The sequence below is a fragment of the Xylophilus sp. PBN-3R genome, assembly GCF_057747805.1.
In genome coordinates, this window is the sequence record NZ_CM173225.1 from 2,923,473 (window position 1) to 2,939,419 (window position 15,947).

At 64.4% G+C, this 15,947-nt stretch carries 18 protein-coding genes and 1 tRNA gene; 12 read left to right on the plus strand and 7 right to left on the minus strand.

The window, feature by feature from the left end:
* Positions 1-53: 53 nt before the first annotated feature.
* The 3 genes from AC3ANW_RS13875 to yghU all read left to right on the plus strand — a co-directional run bounded on the left by AC3ANW_RS13875 (position 54) and on the right by yghU (position 2,057).
* Positions 54-497, plus strand: a complete 444-nt coding sequence (locus AC3ANW_RS13875; RefSeq protein WP_488341430.1) for a hypothetical protein — start codon at positions 54-56, stop codon at positions 495-497.
* 42 nt (positions 498-539) lie between these two features.
* The gene (locus AC3ANW_RS13880) at positions 540-965 is read left to right on the plus strand and encodes a surface-adhesin E family protein (RefSeq protein ID WP_488341431.1); all 426 of its coding nucleotides are present in this window, start codon (positions 540-542) and stop codon (positions 963-965) included.
* Between the two features lie 234 nt (positions 966-1,199).
* Positions 1,200-2,057 carry a glutathione-dependent disulfide-bond oxidoreductase gene (gene yghU / locus AC3ANW_RS13885; RefSeq protein WP_488341432.1) on the plus strand — a complete coding sequence of 286 codons (858 nt, stop codon included), beginning with the start codon at positions 1,200-1,202 and terminating at the stop codon, positions 2,055-2,057.
* Positions 2,058-2,214: 157 nt separating this feature from the next.
* Here the strand turns inward: yghU and AC3ANW_RS13890 are convergent, their stop codons facing one another.
* Positions 2,215-3,582: a CitMHS family transporter gene (locus AC3ANW_RS13890; RefSeq protein WP_488341433.1), complete on the minus strand. Its 1,368-nt coding sequence runs from the start codon at positions 3,580-3,582 to the stop codon at positions 2,215-2,217.
* Between the two features lie 186 nt (positions 3,583-3,768).
* On the opposite strand from AC3ANW_RS13890, the gene AC3ANW_RS13895 reads away from it, so the two are divergent.
* From AC3ANW_RS13895 to AC3ANW_RS13915, 5 genes are read left to right on the plus strand one after another with little or no spacing between them, the layout of a single operon-like run.
* Positions 3,769-4,455 carry a response regulator gene (locus AC3ANW_RS13895; protein WP_488341434.1) on the plus strand — a complete coding sequence of 229 codons (687 nt, stop codon included), beginning with the start codon at positions 3,769-3,771 and terminating at the stop codon, positions 4,453-4,455.
* A complete protein-coding gene (locus AC3ANW_RS13900) occupies positions 4,445-5,917 on the plus strand; it encodes a sensor histidine kinase N-terminal domain-containing protein (RefSeq protein WP_488341435.1) in 1,473 nt (490 codons plus the stop codon). The genes AC3ANW_RS13895 and AC3ANW_RS13900 overlap by 11 nt, the downstream gene beginning before the upstream one ends.
* Positions 5,914-7,014 (plus strand): ABC transporter substrate-binding protein, encoded by a 1,101-nt coding sequence (locus tag AC3ANW_RS13905; RefSeq protein WP_488341436.1) that lies wholly within the window; start codon positions 5,914-5,916, stop codon positions 7,012-7,014. Before AC3ANW_RS13900 ends, AC3ANW_RS13905 begins: the two co-directional genes overlap by 4 nt.
* 54 nt (positions 7,015-7,068) lie before the next feature.
* Positions 7,069-7,350 carry a hypothetical protein gene (locus tag AC3ANW_RS13910; RefSeq protein ID WP_488341437.1) on the plus strand — a complete coding sequence of 94 codons (282 nt, stop codon included), beginning with the start codon at positions 7,069-7,071 and terminating at the stop codon, positions 7,348-7,350.
* Complete coding sequence (locus tag AC3ANW_RS13915; RefSeq protein WP_488341438.1) at positions 7,347-7,634, plus strand: cupin domain-containing protein; 288 nt, start codon at positions 7,347-7,349, stop codon at positions 7,632-7,634. The genes AC3ANW_RS13910 and AC3ANW_RS13915 overlap by 4 nt, the downstream gene beginning before the upstream one ends.
* 16 nt (positions 7,635-7,650) lie before the next feature.
* On the opposite strand, the gene AC3ANW_RS13920 is transcribed toward AC3ANW_RS13915, so the two are convergent.
* Both AC3ANW_RS13920 and AC3ANW_RS13925 read right to left on the minus strand, forming a co-directional pair.
* Positions 7,651-7,983 carry a hypothetical protein gene (locus AC3ANW_RS13920; protein WP_488341439.1) on the minus strand — a complete coding sequence of 111 codons (333 nt, stop codon included), beginning with the start codon at positions 7,981-7,983 and terminating at the stop codon, positions 7,651-7,653.
* Between the two features lie 63 nt (positions 7,984-8,046).
* Positions 8,047-8,409 (minus strand): hypothetical protein, encoded by a 363-nt coding sequence (locus AC3ANW_RS13925; protein ID WP_488341440.1) that lies wholly within the window; start codon positions 8,407-8,409, stop codon positions 8,047-8,049.
* 355 nt (positions 8,410-8,764) lie between these two features.
* Here AC3ANW_RS13925 and AC3ANW_RS13930 point away from each other — a divergent pair, with 355 nt between their 5' ends.
* Complete coding sequence (locus AC3ANW_RS13930; protein WP_488341441.1) at positions 8,765-9,154, plus strand: hypothetical protein; 390 nt, start codon at positions 8,765-8,767, stop codon at positions 9,152-9,154.
* A 534-nt stretch (positions 9,155-9,688) separates the two neighbouring features.
* The gene (locus AC3ANW_RS13935; protein WP_488341442.1) at positions 9,689-9,913 is read left to right on the plus strand and encodes a hypothetical protein; all 225 of its coding nucleotides are present in this window, start codon (positions 9,689-9,691) and stop codon (positions 9,911-9,913) included.
* Between the two features lie 102 nt (positions 9,914-10,015).
* On the opposite strand, the gene AC3ANW_RS13940 is transcribed toward AC3ANW_RS13935, so the two are convergent.
* The 3 genes from AC3ANW_RS13940 to AC3ANW_RS13950 all read right to left on the minus strand — a co-directional run bounded on the left by AC3ANW_RS13940 (position 10,016) and on the right by AC3ANW_RS13950 (position 13,384).
* Positions 10,016-10,092: transfer RNA gene (locus tag AC3ANW_RS13940), tRNA-Val, on the minus strand.
* 77 nt (positions 10,093-10,169) lie between these two features.
* On the minus strand, positions 10,170-12,392 hold the full coding sequence (locus AC3ANW_RS13945) for a RelA/SpoT family protein (protein WP_488341443.1): 2,223 nt from the start codon (positions 12,390-12,392) through the stop codon (positions 10,170-10,172).
* Positions 12,389-13,384, minus strand: a complete 996-nt coding sequence (locus AC3ANW_RS13950) for an alpha/beta fold hydrolase (protein WP_488341444.1) — start codon at positions 13,382-13,384, stop codon at positions 12,389-12,391. Before AC3ANW_RS13950 ends, AC3ANW_RS13945 begins: the two co-directional genes overlap by 4 nt.
* A gap of 101 nt (positions 13,385-13,485) precedes the next feature.
* Here AC3ANW_RS13950 and AC3ANW_RS13955 point away from each other — a divergent pair, with 101 nt between their 5' ends.
* Positions 13,486-14,268 carry a 3-hydroxybutyrate dehydrogenase gene (locus tag AC3ANW_RS13955; protein ID WP_488341445.1) on the plus strand — a complete coding sequence of 261 codons (783 nt, stop codon included), beginning with the start codon at positions 13,486-13,488 and terminating at the stop codon, positions 14,266-14,268.
* Between the two features lie 15 nt (positions 14,269-14,283).
* On the opposite strand, the gene AC3ANW_RS13960 is transcribed toward AC3ANW_RS13955, so the two are convergent.
* Positions 14,284-14,994 carry an SIMPL domain-containing protein gene (locus tag AC3ANW_RS13960; RefSeq protein ID WP_488341446.1) on the minus strand — a complete coding sequence of 237 codons (711 nt, stop codon included), beginning with the start codon at positions 14,992-14,994 and terminating at the stop codon, positions 14,284-14,286.
* A 178-nt stretch (positions 14,995-15,172) separates the two neighbouring features.
* Between AC3ANW_RS13960 and ompR the strand changes: the two genes are divergently transcribed.
* Complete coding sequence (gene ompR / locus AC3ANW_RS13965; protein ID WP_488341447.1) at positions 15,173-15,907, plus strand: osmolarity response regulator transcription factor OmpR; 735 nt, start codon at positions 15,173-15,175, stop codon at positions 15,905-15,907.
* Positions 15,908-15,947 lie beyond the last annotated feature (40 nt).

Genomic DNA, 15,947 nt, shown 5'->3' on the forward strand with positions numbered 1-15,947 from the left:
CAGTATCGGCCGCAGCATGCTCGAATGGCTTTCCGCGTCCTATCGCACGAACGATGCACCTCAACCCGCGTCTCTGTACTCTGCTGACGGCCGCCAGCCTGCTGGTGGCAGGCGGTCCTGCCCTGGCCGTGGAATGGTTCACCCTGACCGGCGACAAGTCCAACCCCGACATCGATACGACACAGGTCGATGCATCGACCCTCGACCGCCGCAGCAATGCGCTGGGCCTGCGTTTTCGGGTCAACCTGGCCAAGGTCCGAAAAGGGGCCCGGGGCGATAGTTACCAGTCCTATCTCTCGCACATCGCCGTCGAATGCGCCAGCGGTTCGATCTTCCATGAAGACCAGCGGCGCTTCCCGGAACCCTTGTGGACGGGCCCCAGCACTTTCGAAAGTTTTCCCCAGGCCCGCCCCATGGCCTTCGTCGGCCTGGTGCCAGACCCTCGACCCCTGATCCTGGATATCGCCTGCGGCAAAAAAACGGCTCCGCGGCCCTGATGCCGGCGAGCCGTCACCGCGCCTCACCATAATCCTGGCCTGATGTCCCCGATCCGGCCCTTGCTGCTCGCCCTCTGCCTCTTCAGCGCCAACGCCTGGGCGGTCGAATGGTTCACGGTGATCGGTGCCAAGAACGACCCCGATGTCGATACCGCGCAGCTCGATGTCAGCACCATCAGCCGCCGCGGCGCGGCAACCGTGCTGCGCTTCAGGGTGAACCTTGCCCAAGCCCGCAAGCTGCCGTCCGGCGAGATCTATCAGTCGTATGTGTCGTTCATTTCGATCGACTGCACCAGCATGTCGGTATTCCATGAAGAGCAGACCCGGTACCGCGAGTCGTATTGGGGTGGCGCCACTATCCACGAACGATTCGTGCAGCCGAAACCGATGGCCTTCGGCGGGCTCGAACCAGACCCAAAACCGCGCATCCTGAACGCCGTCTGCCGCTCGCATTTCCGGCCCTTCTAGCAATGAAAAAAGCCGGTCTCCCCGCAAGGGAAGACCGGCAAACAACATGAAGGAGACGAGCCGATCCTAGGCTTGCAGAACCCATCGGCAAAGCGCCCGTACCGCATGCCCACATGCAGAAACCGAAGATCGAAAAACCCCCGGTGTCCACGGAGATTGACCTTCGGCCACGATGCGGCTCCGGCCGAAAGGCTCGAAACCGCTCCTCCTTCGCAACGCCGAGAAAGCATCCCGATGATCGATTCCACCGACTACGTTCCACCCAGGGTCTGGACCTGGGACCAGGGCAACGGAGGCCAGTTCGCCAGCATCAACCGCCCGATCGCCGGAGCGACGCACGACAAGGAACTCCCGGTCGGGAAACACCCGTTTCAGCTGTATTCCCTGGCCACGCCCAACGGCGTCAAGGTGACGGTCATGCTAGAGGAACTGCTGGCCCTCGGCCACACGGGTGCCGAATACGACGCCTGGCTGATCCGTATCAGCGAAGGCGACCAGTTCGGCAGCGGATTCGTGTCGGTCAACCCCAATTCCAAGATCCCGGCCCTGTTCGATCGCAGCGGCAAGGAACCGGTGCGCATCTTCGAGTCCGGCGCCATCCTCCAGTACCTCGCCGAGAAGTTCGGTGCCCTGCTGCCCGCCAGCGGCGCAGCCCGGGCCGAATGCCTGTCGTGGCTGTTCTGGCAGATGGGCAGTGCGCCTTTCCTCGGCGGCGGTTTCGGCCATTTCTATGCCTATGCACCGAGCAAGATGGAATACCCCATCAACCGGTACGCCATGGAAAGCAAACGCCAGCTCGATGTGCTCGACCGCCGGCTGGCCGAGTCGCCCTACCTGGCCGGCGACGACTACAGCATCGCTGACATCGCGGCATGGCCCTGGTATGGCGGCGTGGTTCTGGGCCAGCTCTACAACGCGGCTGAATTCCTGGACGCGAAAAGCTATACCAATGTCTTGCGCTGGGCCGAACAGATCGCCGCCCGTCCCGCGGTGCAGCGCGGCCGGAAGGTCAACCGCACCTGGGGCGATGCCGCCGACCAGGTGCCCGAGCGCCACTCGGCCCGCGACCTGGACACGCCCGCAGGCACCTGATTCAGCCCCCGACGCCGGCCAGCCAGGCCAGAAACCGCCCGATCAACACCAGCAATTGCCACAGTGCCTGCAAGGCGTCCCAGATTCCCATGCCGGTGCAGCATACGCGCGGCACGATGCGGTCTGGTAAAGCGGCCGACGGGTCACATCACCGGAATCAGTGCTGCGCCACCACCAGCGGAAAGATGGCGAACGCCAGGCAGGCTCCCATCAGGGCCAGCGACACCAGCACCGCCCATTTCAGGGTGAAACGCTGGTGGTCACCGAAATCGACGCCGGCCAGGCCGACCAGCAGATAGGTCGACGGCACCAGCGGGCTCAGCAAATGCACCGGCTGGCCGACCAGCGACGCACGGGCCATCTCGACCGCCGTGACGCCGTATTTGGCGGCGGCTTCGGTCAGGATCGGAAGCACGCCGAAGTAGAACGCGTCGTTCGACATGAAGAAGGTGAACGGCATGCTGACGACCGCCGTGATGGGCGCGAAGTACGGCCCCATCGACGGCGGGATCACCGCCAGCAGGCTGCGGGACATCGCCTCCACCATGCCGGTGCCCGACAGGATTCCGGTGAAGATACCGGCCGCGAAGATCAGCGACACCACCGCCAGCACGTTGCCGGCATGGTTGGACAGGCGGCGGCGCTGCTCGGCCAGGTCGGGATAGTTGATCAGCAGCGCGATGGAAAACGCGATCATGAAAAGAACCGGAAGCGGCAGTACGCCGATCACCAGGCACACCATCAGCGCCACGGTGAGCAGCGCGTTGATCCATCGCAGCCTGGGGCGACGCACGTCTTCGTCGGCGGTCTCGTCCGGTGGCATGCGGCGGTCGTCCTCGTCGTCGGTGATGGACGGGAGCACTTGCGCGGGTGGGCGGCCGGCGATGCCGTTGCGGCCCGTCAGCAGCGAGTAACCCAGCCGGCGGCGCTCCTTCAGTCCCAGCCAGACCGATACCGCCAGCAGCGCGCAGATCGCCACCGCGATGGGCACGACCAGCGGCACGAACACGTCACCCACATCCAGATGCAGCGCGCTGGCGGCGCGGGCCGTCGGGCCGCCCCAGGGTGTGAGGTTCATCAACCCGCTGGCGACCAGGGCCACGCAGGTCAGGTTGAGCGGGTTCATCTTCAGCCGCTTGTACAGCGGCAGCATCGAGGCCACCGTGATCATGTAGGTGGTCGATCCGTCGCCGTCGAGCGAGATCACCAGCGCCAGCACCGTCGTGCCGACCACGATCTTCAAGGGATCGCCCTTGACCAGCCGCAGGATGAAATCCACGATCGGGTCGAACAGGCCGGCGTCGATCATCACGCCGAAGTAGAGAATCGCGAACATCAGCAAAATGCCGGTCGGCGCGATCTTCCTGATGCCGTCGAGCATCATCGGGCCCAGGCCTGCATGGAAGCCGCCAAGCAACGCAAACACGATAGGCACGAGGGTCAAAGCGACCAGGGGCGAAAGCCGCTTGGTCATGATGAGATACATGAATGTGATCACCATGCCGAAGCCGAGAATGGTCAACATGGGGTGCTCTGTCCTTGCATGGGGAGTTTCTCCTGGAATGCAGGCCGCACGGGCGCGGACCAACCACGCGTCGGATCGTGCGACGAAAGGCAGGGAGCTTAAAAATCGAGTCTGTCGGGCCTCTGTCGTTTTACCCTGGGATAAACCCCATCAGCAGAAACCCTTGGTTTGCCGGAGCACCCGCTGATGCGTGTCCTGCTGGTGGAAGACACGCCCGACCTCGCCGACGCGGTGCTGCGCTGCCTGCGCCGCATGGGCCACGCGGCCGACTGGCAGACCGACGGCCAGGTGGCCGACGGTGCGCTGGAGCACCATGACTTCGACCTGGTGGTGCTGGACATCGGCCTGCCGCGCATGGATGGCACCGAGATTCTCGCCCGCATGCGCGGGCGCGGCGACAGGACACCGGTGCTGATGCTGACCGCCCGCGCCGACATCGAGGACCGGGTGGCCGCGCTCGACAGCGGCGCCGACGATTACCTGGGCAAACCATTCGATTTCCGTGAATTCGAGGCCCGCTGCCGCGTCCTGCTGCGACGTCACCAGGGACAGGTCGAGTCGGTGCTGAAGATCGGCGCGCTGGTGATCGACAGCGCCAGCCGCCGGGTGAGCCTGGACGGGCACCGCATCGAACTTCCCAACCGCGAATACAGCCTGCTCGACATTCTGGTCGGCCGCCTGGGCAGGGTGGTGACCCGTGAAGAGATCGCGGCCAAGTTGTTCAGCTTCGACGACGAGGCCGGACCCAACGCCATCGACCTCTACGTCGGCCGCCTGCGCAAGAAACTGACCGACGCGCCGCTGCGCATCGGCACCGTCCGCAGCATCGGCTACATCGCCGAGGCCATCGAAGATCCGTCCGGTGACCACTGAATCACCGCCCGGCAGCGCGGTGGTGCGCGGCACCATTCACGGACGCCTGCTGGTCTACCTGGGCCTGCTGTTCTTCTGCGCCATGGTGCTGCTGGCGCTGGCCTCCCAGGCCTACGGCAGGCGGGCTGCCAACCTGTCGTTCGACCGGCTGCTGGCGGCATCGGTCCTGGCCATGGGCGAGACCGTGAACGGCACAGGCAATCGGCCAGGCGACTGGGACATGGATCTTCCCTATGCAGCGCTCGACATGCTGGCAATGGCGCCGGACGACCGCGTCTTCTACAGCCTGCACAGTCCCGGCGGCGAATTGGTCACCGGTTATGCCGATCTGCCCGAAGCACCAGCGGCACTGCGCGCCAGGGCCGCGCAGGAAAACACGCCGGTGTTTTTCGATGCGGTGTACCGCGGTGAGGAAACCCGTTTCGCACTGGCCGGCCATTGGGCTGCCGGCACGCCGGACCAGGGCCGCGCCTGGTTGCAGGTGGGCCAGACCCGACGCGCACGCGACGAACTGGCGGCCGAGATCACCAACACCGCCATGCTGGCCATCGCGCTGCTGACAGTCGCCGCCCTGGCGCTGTGCTGGTGGAGCGTGCGCCGTGGACTCGCACCGCTGGGCCGGCTGGAGCGTGAACTGGCCGCCCGCGATGCATCCAACCTGCAGCCCATCGCCACCGCTGTGCCGGCGGAAATGGCGCAATCGGTCGGTGCGCTGAACCGCTTCATGACCCGACTCGCCGCCAACCTCGACACCCTGAGACTTTTCATCGCAGAGGCCGCCCACCAGATGCGCACCCCGCTGGCCGCACTACGCGCGCAGGCCCAGATGGCACTGGACGAAACCGACCCCGCCGAACAACGCCGCGGCCTGCTGGCGGTGGAACGCAACGCCGCCCGGCTCACCCGATTGCTGAACCAGCTGCTGGCCGATGCCAGCATGGACCACCGCGGCACGCTGCAGCGCTTCGGGCCGGTCGACCTGGTGCGCACCGTGCGTGAAGCCTTGCATGAAGCCGTACCGCGAGCCGACCCGCAGCCGCAGGTGTTCTTCGAGCCGGGCGTCAACAGCGCAAGGCTGCAGGCAGACGCATTGATGCTGAGGGAAGCCGTGAAGAACATCATCGACAACGCTTTGCGCCATGGCGTGCGGCGCGGTGCGCACGACGACGACGCGGTCGCCGACATCGAATTGAGCCTGCAGCCGTCCACCCTGCCCGGTTTCGCCTGGTGCCTGCGTGTGGCGGACCGCGGGCCGGGCATCGCAGCCGACGACATGCCCAGGGTTTTCGACCGTTTCGCCCAGGGCCGCGATGCCGGTGCGGGCGGCGCCGGGCTGGGCATGGCCATCGTCCGGAAGGTGATGGACAGCCACGGCGGCCGCATCGCGCTGCTCCCCAGGGAGGGAGGCGGCCTGGTGGTGCGACTGGACCTGCCCGCCAGGCTGACCGAGGTCACCGCATGAAAAATGACAGACGCGCCCTCGTCGTGGCCGCGGCGCTGGCCGGTTTCCCCGCCTTGCGGACACATGCCCAGTCTTCGCCGGCCATGCCTGCCGCCGCGGTGCCAGGCATGGCCAACCCGCTGTTGCTGCCGGCGCTCACGAGCCAGACCGCTGCGCTGGACATCATCGGAGCCACCGACCTGCCGGTGTTCGCACCGCTGTTGCGCGACTACCAGCGCCAGCATCCGGGCGTCGCCATCCGTTATGAGGAGTTTTCGACCCAGGCGCTTTACCAGCGAGCGGCCGCTCCGGCATCGACCGGCGAAGCCGACCTCCTGGTCAGCAGCAGCATGGACCTGCAGATGCAGTTGGTGAACGATGGCCATGCCCAGGGCCACCGCTCTGAACACACCGCCGCCCTGCCCGCCTGGGCACGCTGGCGCGACGAGATCTTCGGCTTCAGTTACGAACCGATGGTGATGGCCTACGACACGCGCCGGTTCACCCCGGCCACCGCGCCCGCCACGCGACGCCAGCTGTTGCAGATGTTGCGCGACCCGGAACGGCCGCTGGACGGCCGGGTCGGCAGCTACGACCTGGCCGGCAGCGGCATCGGATACCTGGCTGCGACGCAGGACGCCCGCTACGACGACAACGCCGGCGCCCTGATGGCGGCCCTGGCCGCCAACCATGCGCGCTGGGTGATGCACGCGGGCCTGCTGCTGGACGACATCGAGACCGGCCGCATGGCGCTGGCCTACAACGTGCCGGGCTCGTATGTGCAGGGGCGCATTGCCGCGGGCGCGCCCATCGGCATGGTGCTGCCGCGCGATTACACACTGGTCATCAGCCGCACCGCGGTGATCCCGCAAAACGCACCGAATGCAGTGGAAGCAAAGCGGTTTCTGGACTACCTGCTGTCGCCGCGCGGCCAAGGCGTGCTGGCGCACGAATCCCGCATCCTGCCGATCCGTACCGACGTGGATCGTGGCTCGCATCCGGTCGGCGCGCTGCGGCCGATCGCGCTGGGCCCGGGCCTGCTGGTCTACCAGGATCGGCTGAAGCGGGCGCGTTTCCTCGAAGCCTGGCGGGCATCCATGCCGGTCCGCGGCGGATAAGCGGAAAATCCACCGACCGTGCTGAACGAAGCGCCCAACCCGTGGAGCCAGACGATGCGAAACCTGCTTTTCTCAGCGCTAGCCGCTTGTGCGTTCTGCGCCCATGCAATCACCCCGCTGACCGTGGAGACCTGCAAGACCATGAAGACCGAAGCCATGCGACAGCAATGCATGCTCTCGGCGGTCGACGCGCCGCCGAACATCACCGGCAAGACTTACAGCACCCGGGATGTGCAGCAGCGCGGCCCCGCCTATATCGACCAGTCGGCGCCGGCCACACCGGTCGCGCCCATCTCTCCATACGTGAACGCCACACCAAGTGCGAAGACCAGATGACATTGCCTGAATTCGGCGCCTTCGAGGCGCAAGCCCTTTCCCGCGGTTTTGACGAGGTACTGGTACGAGATTGGGCGCCCGACCTGCTCATCGACGATCACGTCCACCCTTTCGACGCCGACGCCCTGGTCGTGGCGGGCGAAATGTGGCTGACCGTGGACGGCCGCACTCAGCATTTGCTGCCCGGTGGGACTTTCTTCCTCACCGCCGGCACACCACATGGCGAGCGCTACGGACCCAAGGGTGCGACCTATTGGGTCGCCCGAAAGAACACGGCTCGCTAAGGACAGGTCGATTCCTTTACCCGGCAGTTTTCGGATCGACCTTCATGGCCGCCAGGTAGGTGTCCCACGCGTCCTTTGTCTTTTTTGCGAGCGCAGCCAATTGTTCGGCCTTGCGCTCTTTTGCCTCCCCGGAAAGCGGGTTGTCCAAGCTGTGCAAACGGGCCTGCTGATAACGCGTGTCGGCGAGAACCCATTCCGTGTAGGCCTGGCGTGCTGCTTGGGTGGGCATGCTGATTTCCTTGCTCGACTCCGATGTCCATCGCATGAGTGGGCGCACATGGCGCGCGGGCCCGTGACCGAGCGCAACGACATCGAGAATGCAGAAACATAAAAAGCCTTCCAGGCTCATGTCTGGAAGGCTTTTATCTTGCCTGTGCTAGCGGCTGTTTGTCAGCCCCTGGCCTCTTGCAATTCAGCGTGCGGTGCCGCTTGGCTGTTTCATGCCTTCACCGGTGGTGAGGGGGCTCGAGCCGCCGCCTTGGGTTGCGGTGCTGTTGGCGTCGGTAGCCGAAGACTTTTCGTTCGCTATCGGCGAGCCTTTGGCGCCGGCCTTTCCACCCATATGCATCTTGCCCATGGGCGTCTTGCCGGACATGCCCGACCCGCCGGAGGCGCCGCTGCTGCTCATGGTGTTTTGGCCGCCGTCCTTGGGCAGATTGGACGTCGCATTGCCGGCACCGGTGCTACCTTGCGGCGATGCAGTTTGGGCCATGGCTGGGGAAAGCGCGGTGAAACAGGCAATCAATGCTGCAGCGGTCAGTGCTTTTGTTTTCATGAAGGCTCCTTGGATGTTGGAGTTTGAAAACTAGGCCGCACTGCATCGGCCGAGCGACAGGCATGAAGCGGCCTCGCGGTAGGACAGCAGGCATCAGTCCTGCCATCGACCGCCGATCAGTTGCCAGGCAAGTTCCCTGCGTGAATTGCCCGGCGGTGCGGACGGAGGCAGGCTGTGGCAACGTTCGCCCGAGCGAGGTCACCGCAGCAGCGAAATCCGCATCCCTGTCCAGAAATCCAGCTCTTGCCTGCCTACCATGGTCAGCCGCCTGTCCTACGATTGCGGCGCATGAATGCTTGCGAGACGACAGATCTTTGATCTTTACGGTGAAGCCTTCAACCAATTGGAGACTTTCATGAATGTCAAATCCTTTACTGCCGCCGCTACTCTGGTTTGTGTTGCGGCACTAGGCGCATCGCCTGCTTTTGCCCAAAACGCAACGGGTGGAGAAAACTCCAAGCAAGGTTCCACCGCAACCACTGGTACCGCCACATCGACGTCCAAAAAGGACGGTGGCCAAAACAGCATGAGCGGCTCGGCTTCTGCACGCACCGGTAGCACCGGAGCAGGCATGAAGGGCGGAACCTCGGGCGGCGCTGCAACGATGCCTGGCACGACTGGTGGAGATAGCTCCACTGGCACGACAGGCAATACGGGTGCAGCGGGCGGTGCAGGTGCTGGAGCCATGGGTGGCACCGGTCAAGGCTCTCTTAAAACCACGCCGGGCTCCATGCCAGCCAAATAATTCCATAGCCAAAATGGCGACAAATGGGCTTCGGCCCATTTACTGCGGCCGGCCTCGGCCGCTTTTTTTCGTGGACGGCCGATCAAGCGGCGGGCGCGGACGCTAGCGCTTTTTGCCGCCTCGTTTTCGCACAGCTTGCCGTTGGCCGCCATCGATTCAAGCAATGCTCCAGAGCCTGGCCTCGCAACAAATTGCATTGAAAGCGTCAGGGTAACGGCGCGCTCGGATGGAGACTCTGCAAAGAGATTTATCTGCGAAACGGAACACCCAGTAACCGGGTTGGCGACACTTCCTTGTCAGGTAACGGTCACCAACGACGTCGAATTCAAGATCGAGGGCGCACCTCTGGGTCAAACCCGCTTATCCACTTTGGGGACGCCCCAGCGGATCCACCCGCCGGGCGTCAGGTCGAGGGCCGACCCGGGACGATGCCGGACCGCTGGATCGAGGCATTCTTTGCCTGACCGGGCCGCATGGACCTGAATAAGACGGGGACCATTCGCACAGCTCAGCAACCGTGACCGAGGAACTCGCATGGGCATGGAGACCGTCAGCGCCGTTCCGCTGGCGCGTGGATGGCTGGCAGTCGACCGGCCTGAAACGGCGACGGAACTCGAGGCGAATGCACGGTCGCTCGACCTGGCCGAACACCAGCACAGCGTGCTGCCCGACCTGGTGACCGCCCGCGTCGACGGGATCGGTCGGGATAAGACGGAAATGAAAGCGATGCTCCAGAACGGAGGTCGAAAAGGCGGCTGAAAGCCAAAACCTGACGCACAAAACAAAACGGCCACCGGGTTACCCGGTAGCCGTGATTTGTCCCAGAGTCCCCTGAAAGTTCCCTGGATACCAATGGTTAGTTGGTAGGCGCGATTGGACTCGAACCAACGACCCCCACCATGTCAAGGTGGTGCTCTAACCAGCTGAGCTACGCGCCTGTTTGTATTCGAGAAAGCGATTCTAGCACGGTAAAAATCGGCTTTGCAACAAGCCCTTCAATTTTTTTACTTCCAACCTAACGACGCCTTGCCGACCTCACGCCCGGTACCGCCGCCACCGTGCCGAGCACCTGCGCCAGGCGTGCCGAATCGCCCACCTCGACCGTGAAGGTCATCCACGCGGAACCCTTCACGGACTGGGTCTGCACGCCGATGACATTGGTCTTCTCGCGGGCGAAGACGTCGGAGATATCCCGAAGCAAGCCTTGCCGGTCGGCTGCCTCGATCCGCACGTCGACCGGATACACGGTGGCCCCGGAGCCGCCTTTCGGGGTTCCCCACTCGACATCGATCACTCGCTCGGGCGCCTTGTTCGACATCTCGCGGAAGTTGGAACAGGTGGCACGGTGCACGCTGACACCCTTGCCGCGGGTGACGAAACCGCGGATGACGTCCGGCGGCGCCGGCTTGCAGCACTTGGCCATCTGGGTCATCAACGAATCCAGGCCCACCACCAGCACCCCGCCCTTGGGTGCATTTTCGTTGTTTCGCGCCTTGCGCAGCACGACCAGGTCGTCCTCGCTGGGCAGGGCGTCCGGGGGGTTGAGCAAAATCTCGATGTTGCGCAGCGAGTATTCGTCCTTGCCGACCACCTCGAACAGCGACTCGGCCGACTTGAACCCCAGCCGGCCGGCCAGATCTTCCAGCTTGAGTGCGGTGCGACCCTCGCGCTGCAGCAGTTTTTCGACCGATTCCCGGCCGCGCGCGATGTTCTCGTGGTTTGCCTGTGCGTTGAACCAGGCGCGCACCTTGGCCTTGGCCCGGGAGCTCGTCAGATAGCCGAGTTCGGCATTCAGCCAGTCGCGCGAGGGCCCACCTTCCTTGGCGACCGTCACCTCGACCGTCTGGCCGTTCTGCAGCGGCGTGTTCAAGGACACCAGTGCGCCGTCGACCCGCGCGCCCCGGCAGCGGTGGCCCACGTTGGTGTGTACCGCATAGGCGAAGTCGACGGCGGTGGCGCCCTGGGGAAGTTCGACCACCGCAGCGTCGGGTGTCAGCACATAGATGCGATCCTCGAACAGGCCGTGGCCATGGTGAGCGCCCGAAAGGTCGCGCTCCCACGCCAGCAATTGGCGCAACACCGCGATCTTGGCGTCGTAGTCGCTGCTGGCGCTGACACCTGCATATCCCTTGCTGCCGGCTTCCTTGTAGGCCCAGTGCGCCGCCACGCCATGTTCGGCGTGATCGTGCATGGCCTGCGTACGCAGCTGGATCTCGATGGGCTGGCCGGCCCCGTTGCGCACCACGGTATGCAGTGACTGGTAGCCGTTGGCCTTCGGCTTGGCGATGTAGTCGTCGTATTCGTCCGCGATGGGCTGGAAATGTTCGTGCACCCAACTCAGGGCCGCGTAACAGTCGGCCACCGTCGGCACGATGACCCGAAGCGCACGGATGTCGAACACCCCGTCGAAATCGAGCGACTTGCCGCGCATCTTTCTGACGATGCTGTAGATGTGTTTGGGTCGTCCCTGCACGGTCGCGGCAATGCCGCGTGCACGAAGATCGGTTTCGAGCTGCTGGCGCAACTGGGCCATCGAGGTTTCGCGCTCGACCCGTTTTTCGTCCAGTTTGCGCGCGATCTCTCGATAGGTTTCGGGCTCCAGGAAGCGGAAGGCCAGGTCTTCCATCTCCCACTTGACCTGCCAGATGCCGAGCCGGTTGGCCAGGGGCGCAAACACATGCAGGGATTCATGGGCCAGGCTGGGCGACACCGGCGTCTTGGCGGCGGCGGCGAAACGCAGGGTTTCGAGCCGCGAAGCCAAGCGCAGCAAAACCACCCGCAAATCGCGTGAAAACGCCAGCAGCATCTTGCGGACGTTTTCGGTCTGCACCGCCGGGTCGTCCAGCAACTGGGCGGAAGCGTCAGCGCCGCGTGCCTGCTTCTGTACATGGATCAGGCGATTGGTCTCGACCGCCAGCGCCGCATATTCGGCGCCGAATGCCTTGGCGATGGCTTCATGCGGACGGGCCAGGTGGTCGCAGGCATGCACCAGATAGTTGGCGGCGCGCATCGCGTCCGACCCGCCGATCGCCTGCAGCATGGCCGATACCGCATCGGCATGGGCTAGCGTGTTCTGGCCGGATTCGAGAACTTCACCGCAGATCAGCGGCTCCGCAAAAGCCCGGGCCCGTGCCAGTGCCTGGGCTTGTTCGGGCAAGGCATGGGCGGTGGCGATGACCACCACGGGCACCGCATCCGACGGTGGAACGGTGCCGGCAAGCGAAACACCGGTCTTCATGCGGGCGGGCCCAGCAGAAAGTCGACCACCACCTGGGACTGTTCGGCCGCCACCAGCGTAGGCGCATGACCGACCCCGGCAAACTCGACCAGTCGCGACCTGGGGCCGCGCTCGGTCATGGCTTGTGCGCCGCCGCGAGACAGGAGATCGGAATCCGCACCGCGCAGTACCAGCGTGTCGGCGGTGACGGCGTCGTAGAGCGACCAGAGCACGGCCTCGGACTGCAGCGCCATTTCTTCGGTCATGGCGCGGAAAGGCAAGCCGATGGCGGGGTCGTAATGCAGTGCGAAGCCGCCGTGTGGGTAATCGGCGCAGTCGGTGTCGTAGGCATCCAGCGCACGCAACATGGGTCCGGACAAGGCAAGCCAGGCTTCGGGGCTGTGCGGGCCGAAGCTGCTCGAGAGTTCCCACATCTTCCGGGCGCCCTCGTCGACAGTGGCAAACCGCAAGGGCTGCCCGACATAACGACCGATACGTTCAAGCGCAGACCACTGCAGTGCCGGACCGACGTCGTTCAGCACCAGCTTGCGCACCGGCACCGGCAAGGGCAAACCGGGCTGGCCGCAGACCGCCAAACCGATGAGCCCGCCCATGCTGGTGCCGACCCAGTCCAGGGTTTCGATGGGAGCTTCGGCCTGCAATTGCGCCAGCAGCGCCAGCATGTCGGCCGCGTACAGCGGAACCGCATAGCCATCAGGCACCGACAGCCAGTCGCTGCGGCCGCGGCCCACCACGTCGGGGCAGACGACACGCGCAAAGCGGGACAGGCGCCGGGCCAGCACATCGAAATCACGGCCCTGCCGGGTCAGGCCGTGCACACAGAGGATCACATGCGGATGCGCCGGGTTGCCGGTGTCGTTCCACTCCCAGTAAGCCATGCGGTGCCCGCCGTCCGCGGCGGACTCGCCGCGTGGCGCGCCAGGTGCAGCCGGGCACACCACGCTGCGCAACACGGGGCTGGATTCACGAATGGCGGCGCTTGAATTCGACATGGGTATCGTCTCTGGAACATCGATAAGGGAGCTTCGTGAAGCCCCCGCAAAGGCGGCTGATAATGGCCGCAGCCCATCCTAAATGATCCGGAGAAACATCCATGCTCAGAGGAAAGACCGCCCTTGTCACTGGCTCCACCAGCGGCATCGGACTCGGCGTTGCGCAAGCCCTGGCGCGCCAAGGCGCCAACCTGGTGCTCAACGGTTTCGGTGACGCCGAAGAACCCAAACGCCTGGTCGCCGAAGCCGGCAAGGCGTTCGGCATCAGCGTCAGCCATCACGGCGCGGACATGTCCAAACCGGCCGACATCGCCGACATGATGGCGTTTGCCGCTCGGGAGTCCGGCCGGGTCGACATCCTGGTCAACAACGCCGGCATTCAGCATGTCGCCCGTATCGAGGAATTCCCGACCGAGAAGTGGGACGCCATCATCGCCATCAACCTGAGCAGCGCATTCCACACCACACGGCTGGCCTTGCCAGGCATGCAGGCATCCAACTGGGGGCGCATCGTCAACATCGCAAGCACCCACGGGCTGGTGGCCTCGGCATTGAAGTCGGCTTATGTCGCGGCCAAGCACGGCATCGTCGGTTTCACCAAGGTTGCAGCGCTCGAAAACGCCACGACAGGCGTCACCGTGAACGCCATCTGCCCCGGATGGGTGCTGACACCGCTGGTGCAGAAACAGATCGACGAACGCGCAAAACGCGACGGCATTTCTGCCGATGAAGCCAAGAACGACTTGCTGGGTGAAAAGCAGCCATCGCTGCAATTCACCACACCAGAAGAGTTGGGCGAACTCGCGGTCTTCCTTTGCTCCCCTGCCGCGAACAATGTCCGCGGCGTGGCGTGGCAAGTGGACGGCGGCTGGACCGCCCAGTAGCGTCCGAATGCCGACTTATTGCATTTGTACGGAGCCGCTCACGTTCACCGTGACCGTGCTCTTGCCGGCTTCCACCGGCACTGGCGCGTCCGAGGCCATCTTGGCTTCCATCGCCATCATGCGCGGGCGTGGCATCGGAGAGGAATCGCTGGTGTTCACCGCCACTTCCCGGAGCGCGTAACCCTTGAAGCCGAAGCTGCGACTCAGGTCGGTCGCCTTGGCCTTGAAACGTTCGATGGCCTGCGACTGAGCGTCGCCCTCCACCTTGGCACGTTGTTCGCGGCTCAGCCCGAAGCCGGTCCGCGCCAGGGTCATGGTCGAGATCCTGCCCACCGTGCTGGTGATGCGTGCGAAATCACGCCCTTCGAGGACCAGTTCGGCGCTGCCCTGCCAATTGGCGATCTTTCCATCTTTCGAATAGCGCGGATACAAACCGAAACTACCTGTTCGCACATCCATCTGCCCAGGCTGCGCGCTTTTGCGTGCTTCGGTCAAAGCGGTGTCGAGGGTAGCCTTCAATTGATTCTGGACTGCGGCGGGGTCGCTGCCCTCTTTGGTGGCGGACAACACCATGCTCAACATGTCCTGCGCCACTTCGACCTGGCCATCAGCCGACAGCTGCACCACGTTCTGAGGCTGGGGCGCCGTCTGCGCCTGAGACTGGACGCCGGCCGACAGGCCGGCGACCATGGCGACGACCGGAAGAATCTTGAAACGCTTCTGCATACTTTCCTTTTCTCAAACTAAGGCTGATCGACCGTCTATCGGCCAAACTCGACGATATTCGGGCAAGCAGCTTCAGGCCGCCGCAGACCAACGCAAGACTTGTAACAATTGACAATTCAACGGGAATCGGGGTGGTCCGGCGCGACACAATGCGGCTGTTACATATACCGAGACCTCCATGACGCAACCCGTAGCAGCCCGTACCGACAAGATCCTGGTAGTGGACGATGACGCCCGTATCCGCGATCTCCTCCGCCGCTACCTGACGCAAGAAGGTTTTGAAGTGATGGTCGCCGAAGACGGCAAGGCACTCAACCGCATCCTGCTGCGCGACACGGTCGACCTGATCGTGCTCGACCTGATGATGCCCGGCGAAGACGGCCTCTCCATCTGCCGCCGCCTGCGCGCCGCCAACGACCGCACCCCCATCATCATGCTCACCGCCAAGGGCGAAGACGTCGACCGCATCGTCGGCCTCGAAGTCGGCTCGGACGATTACCTGGGCAAACCCTTCAACCCGCGTGAACTCCTGGCCCGCATCCACGCCGTGTTGCGTCGCCGTCCGCCACCGGAAGCACCGGGCGCACCGTCCGGCGAAAACGAAGTGGTCAATTTCGGCCCCTTCACTTTCGACCTGGGCACCCGGGCATTGCAGAAGAACGGCGAAGAACTGCCGCTGACCACTGGCGAATTCGCGATGCTCAAGGCCCTGGTGCGTCACCCGCGCCAGCCGCTCTCGCGTGAAAAGCTGGCCCTGCTGGCGCGGGGCCGCGAATTCGAACCTTTCGACCGCAGCCTGGATGTGCAGATCTCGCGCCTGCGCAAACTGGTCGAGGTCGATGCCGCAGCGCCACGTTATATCCAGACGGTGTGGGGTGTGGGTTACGTCTTCGTGCCGGACGGCACCAACTGATGTCCGGCATGCCTGAAACGGCCCCGAAGCTCGCCCGGTC

Bases quoted from the DNA above. Each gene is read 5' to 3' on its own strand.
- AC3ANW_RS13910 (WP_488341437.1), top strand. From the start codon at position 7,069: ATGCGAAACCTGCTTTTCTCAGCGCTAGCCGCTTGTGCGTTCTGCGCC.
- AC3ANW_RS13955 (WP_488341445.1), top strand. From the start codon at position 13,486: ATGCTCAGAGGAAAGACCGCCCTTGTCACTGGCTCCACCAGCGGCATC.
- AC3ANW_RS13950 (WP_488341444.1), bottom strand. From the start codon at position 13,384: ATGTCGAATTCAAGCGCCGCCATTCGTGAATCCAGCCCCGTGTTGCGC.
- AC3ANW_RS13960 (WP_488341446.1), bottom strand. From the start codon at position 14,994: ATGCAGAAGCGTTTCAAGATTCTTCCGGTCGTCGCCATGGTCGCCGGC.
- AC3ANW_RS13915 (WP_488341438.1), top strand. From the start codon at position 7,347: ATGACATTGCCTGAATTCGGCGCCTTCGAGGCGCAAGCCCTTTCCCGC.
- ompR (WP_488341447.1), top strand. From the start codon at position 15,173: ATGACGCAACCCGTAGCAGCCCGTACCGACAAGATCCTGGTAGTGGAC.
- AC3ANW_RS13890 (WP_488341433.1), bottom strand. From the start codon at position 3,582: ATGTTGACCATTCTCGGCTTCGGCATGGTGATCACATTCATGTATCTC.
- AC3ANW_RS13895 (WP_488341434.1), top strand. From the start codon at position 3,769: ATGCGTGTCCTGCTGGTGGAAGACACGCCCGACCTCGCCGACGCGGTG.
- AC3ANW_RS13875 (WP_488341430.1), top strand. From the start codon at position 54: ATGCACCTCAACCCGCGTCTCTGTACTCTGCTGACGGCCGCCAGCCTG.
- AC3ANW_RS13935 (WP_488341442.1), top strand. From the start codon at position 9,689: ATGGGCATGGAGACCGTCAGCGCCGTTCCGCTGGCGCGTGGATGGCTG.
- AC3ANW_RS13930 (WP_488341441.1), top strand. From the start codon at position 8,765: ATGAATGTCAAATCCTTTACTGCCGCCGCTACTCTGGTTTGTGTTGCG.
- AC3ANW_RS13945 (WP_488341443.1), bottom strand. From the start codon at position 12,392: ATGAAGACCGGTGTTTCGCTTGCCGGCACCGTTCCACCGTCGGATGCG.
- yghU (WP_488341432.1), top strand. From the start codon at position 1,200: ATGATCGATTCCACCGACTACGTTCCACCCAGGGTCTGGACCTGGGAC.
- AC3ANW_RS13920 (WP_488341439.1), bottom strand. From the start codon at position 7,983: ATGAGCCTGGAAGGCTTTTTATGTTTCTGCATTCTCGATGTCGTTGCG.
- AC3ANW_RS13880 (WP_488341431.1), top strand. From the start codon at position 540: ATGTCCCCGATCCGGCCCTTGCTGCTCGCCCTCTGCCTCTTCAGCGCC.
- AC3ANW_RS13925 (WP_488341440.1), bottom strand. From the start codon at position 8,409: ATGAAAACAAAAGCACTGACCGCTGCAGCATTGATTGCCTGTTTCACC.
- AC3ANW_RS13905 (WP_488341436.1), top strand. From the start codon at position 5,914: ATGAAAAATGACAGACGCGCCCTCGTCGTGGCCGCGGCGCTGGCCGGT.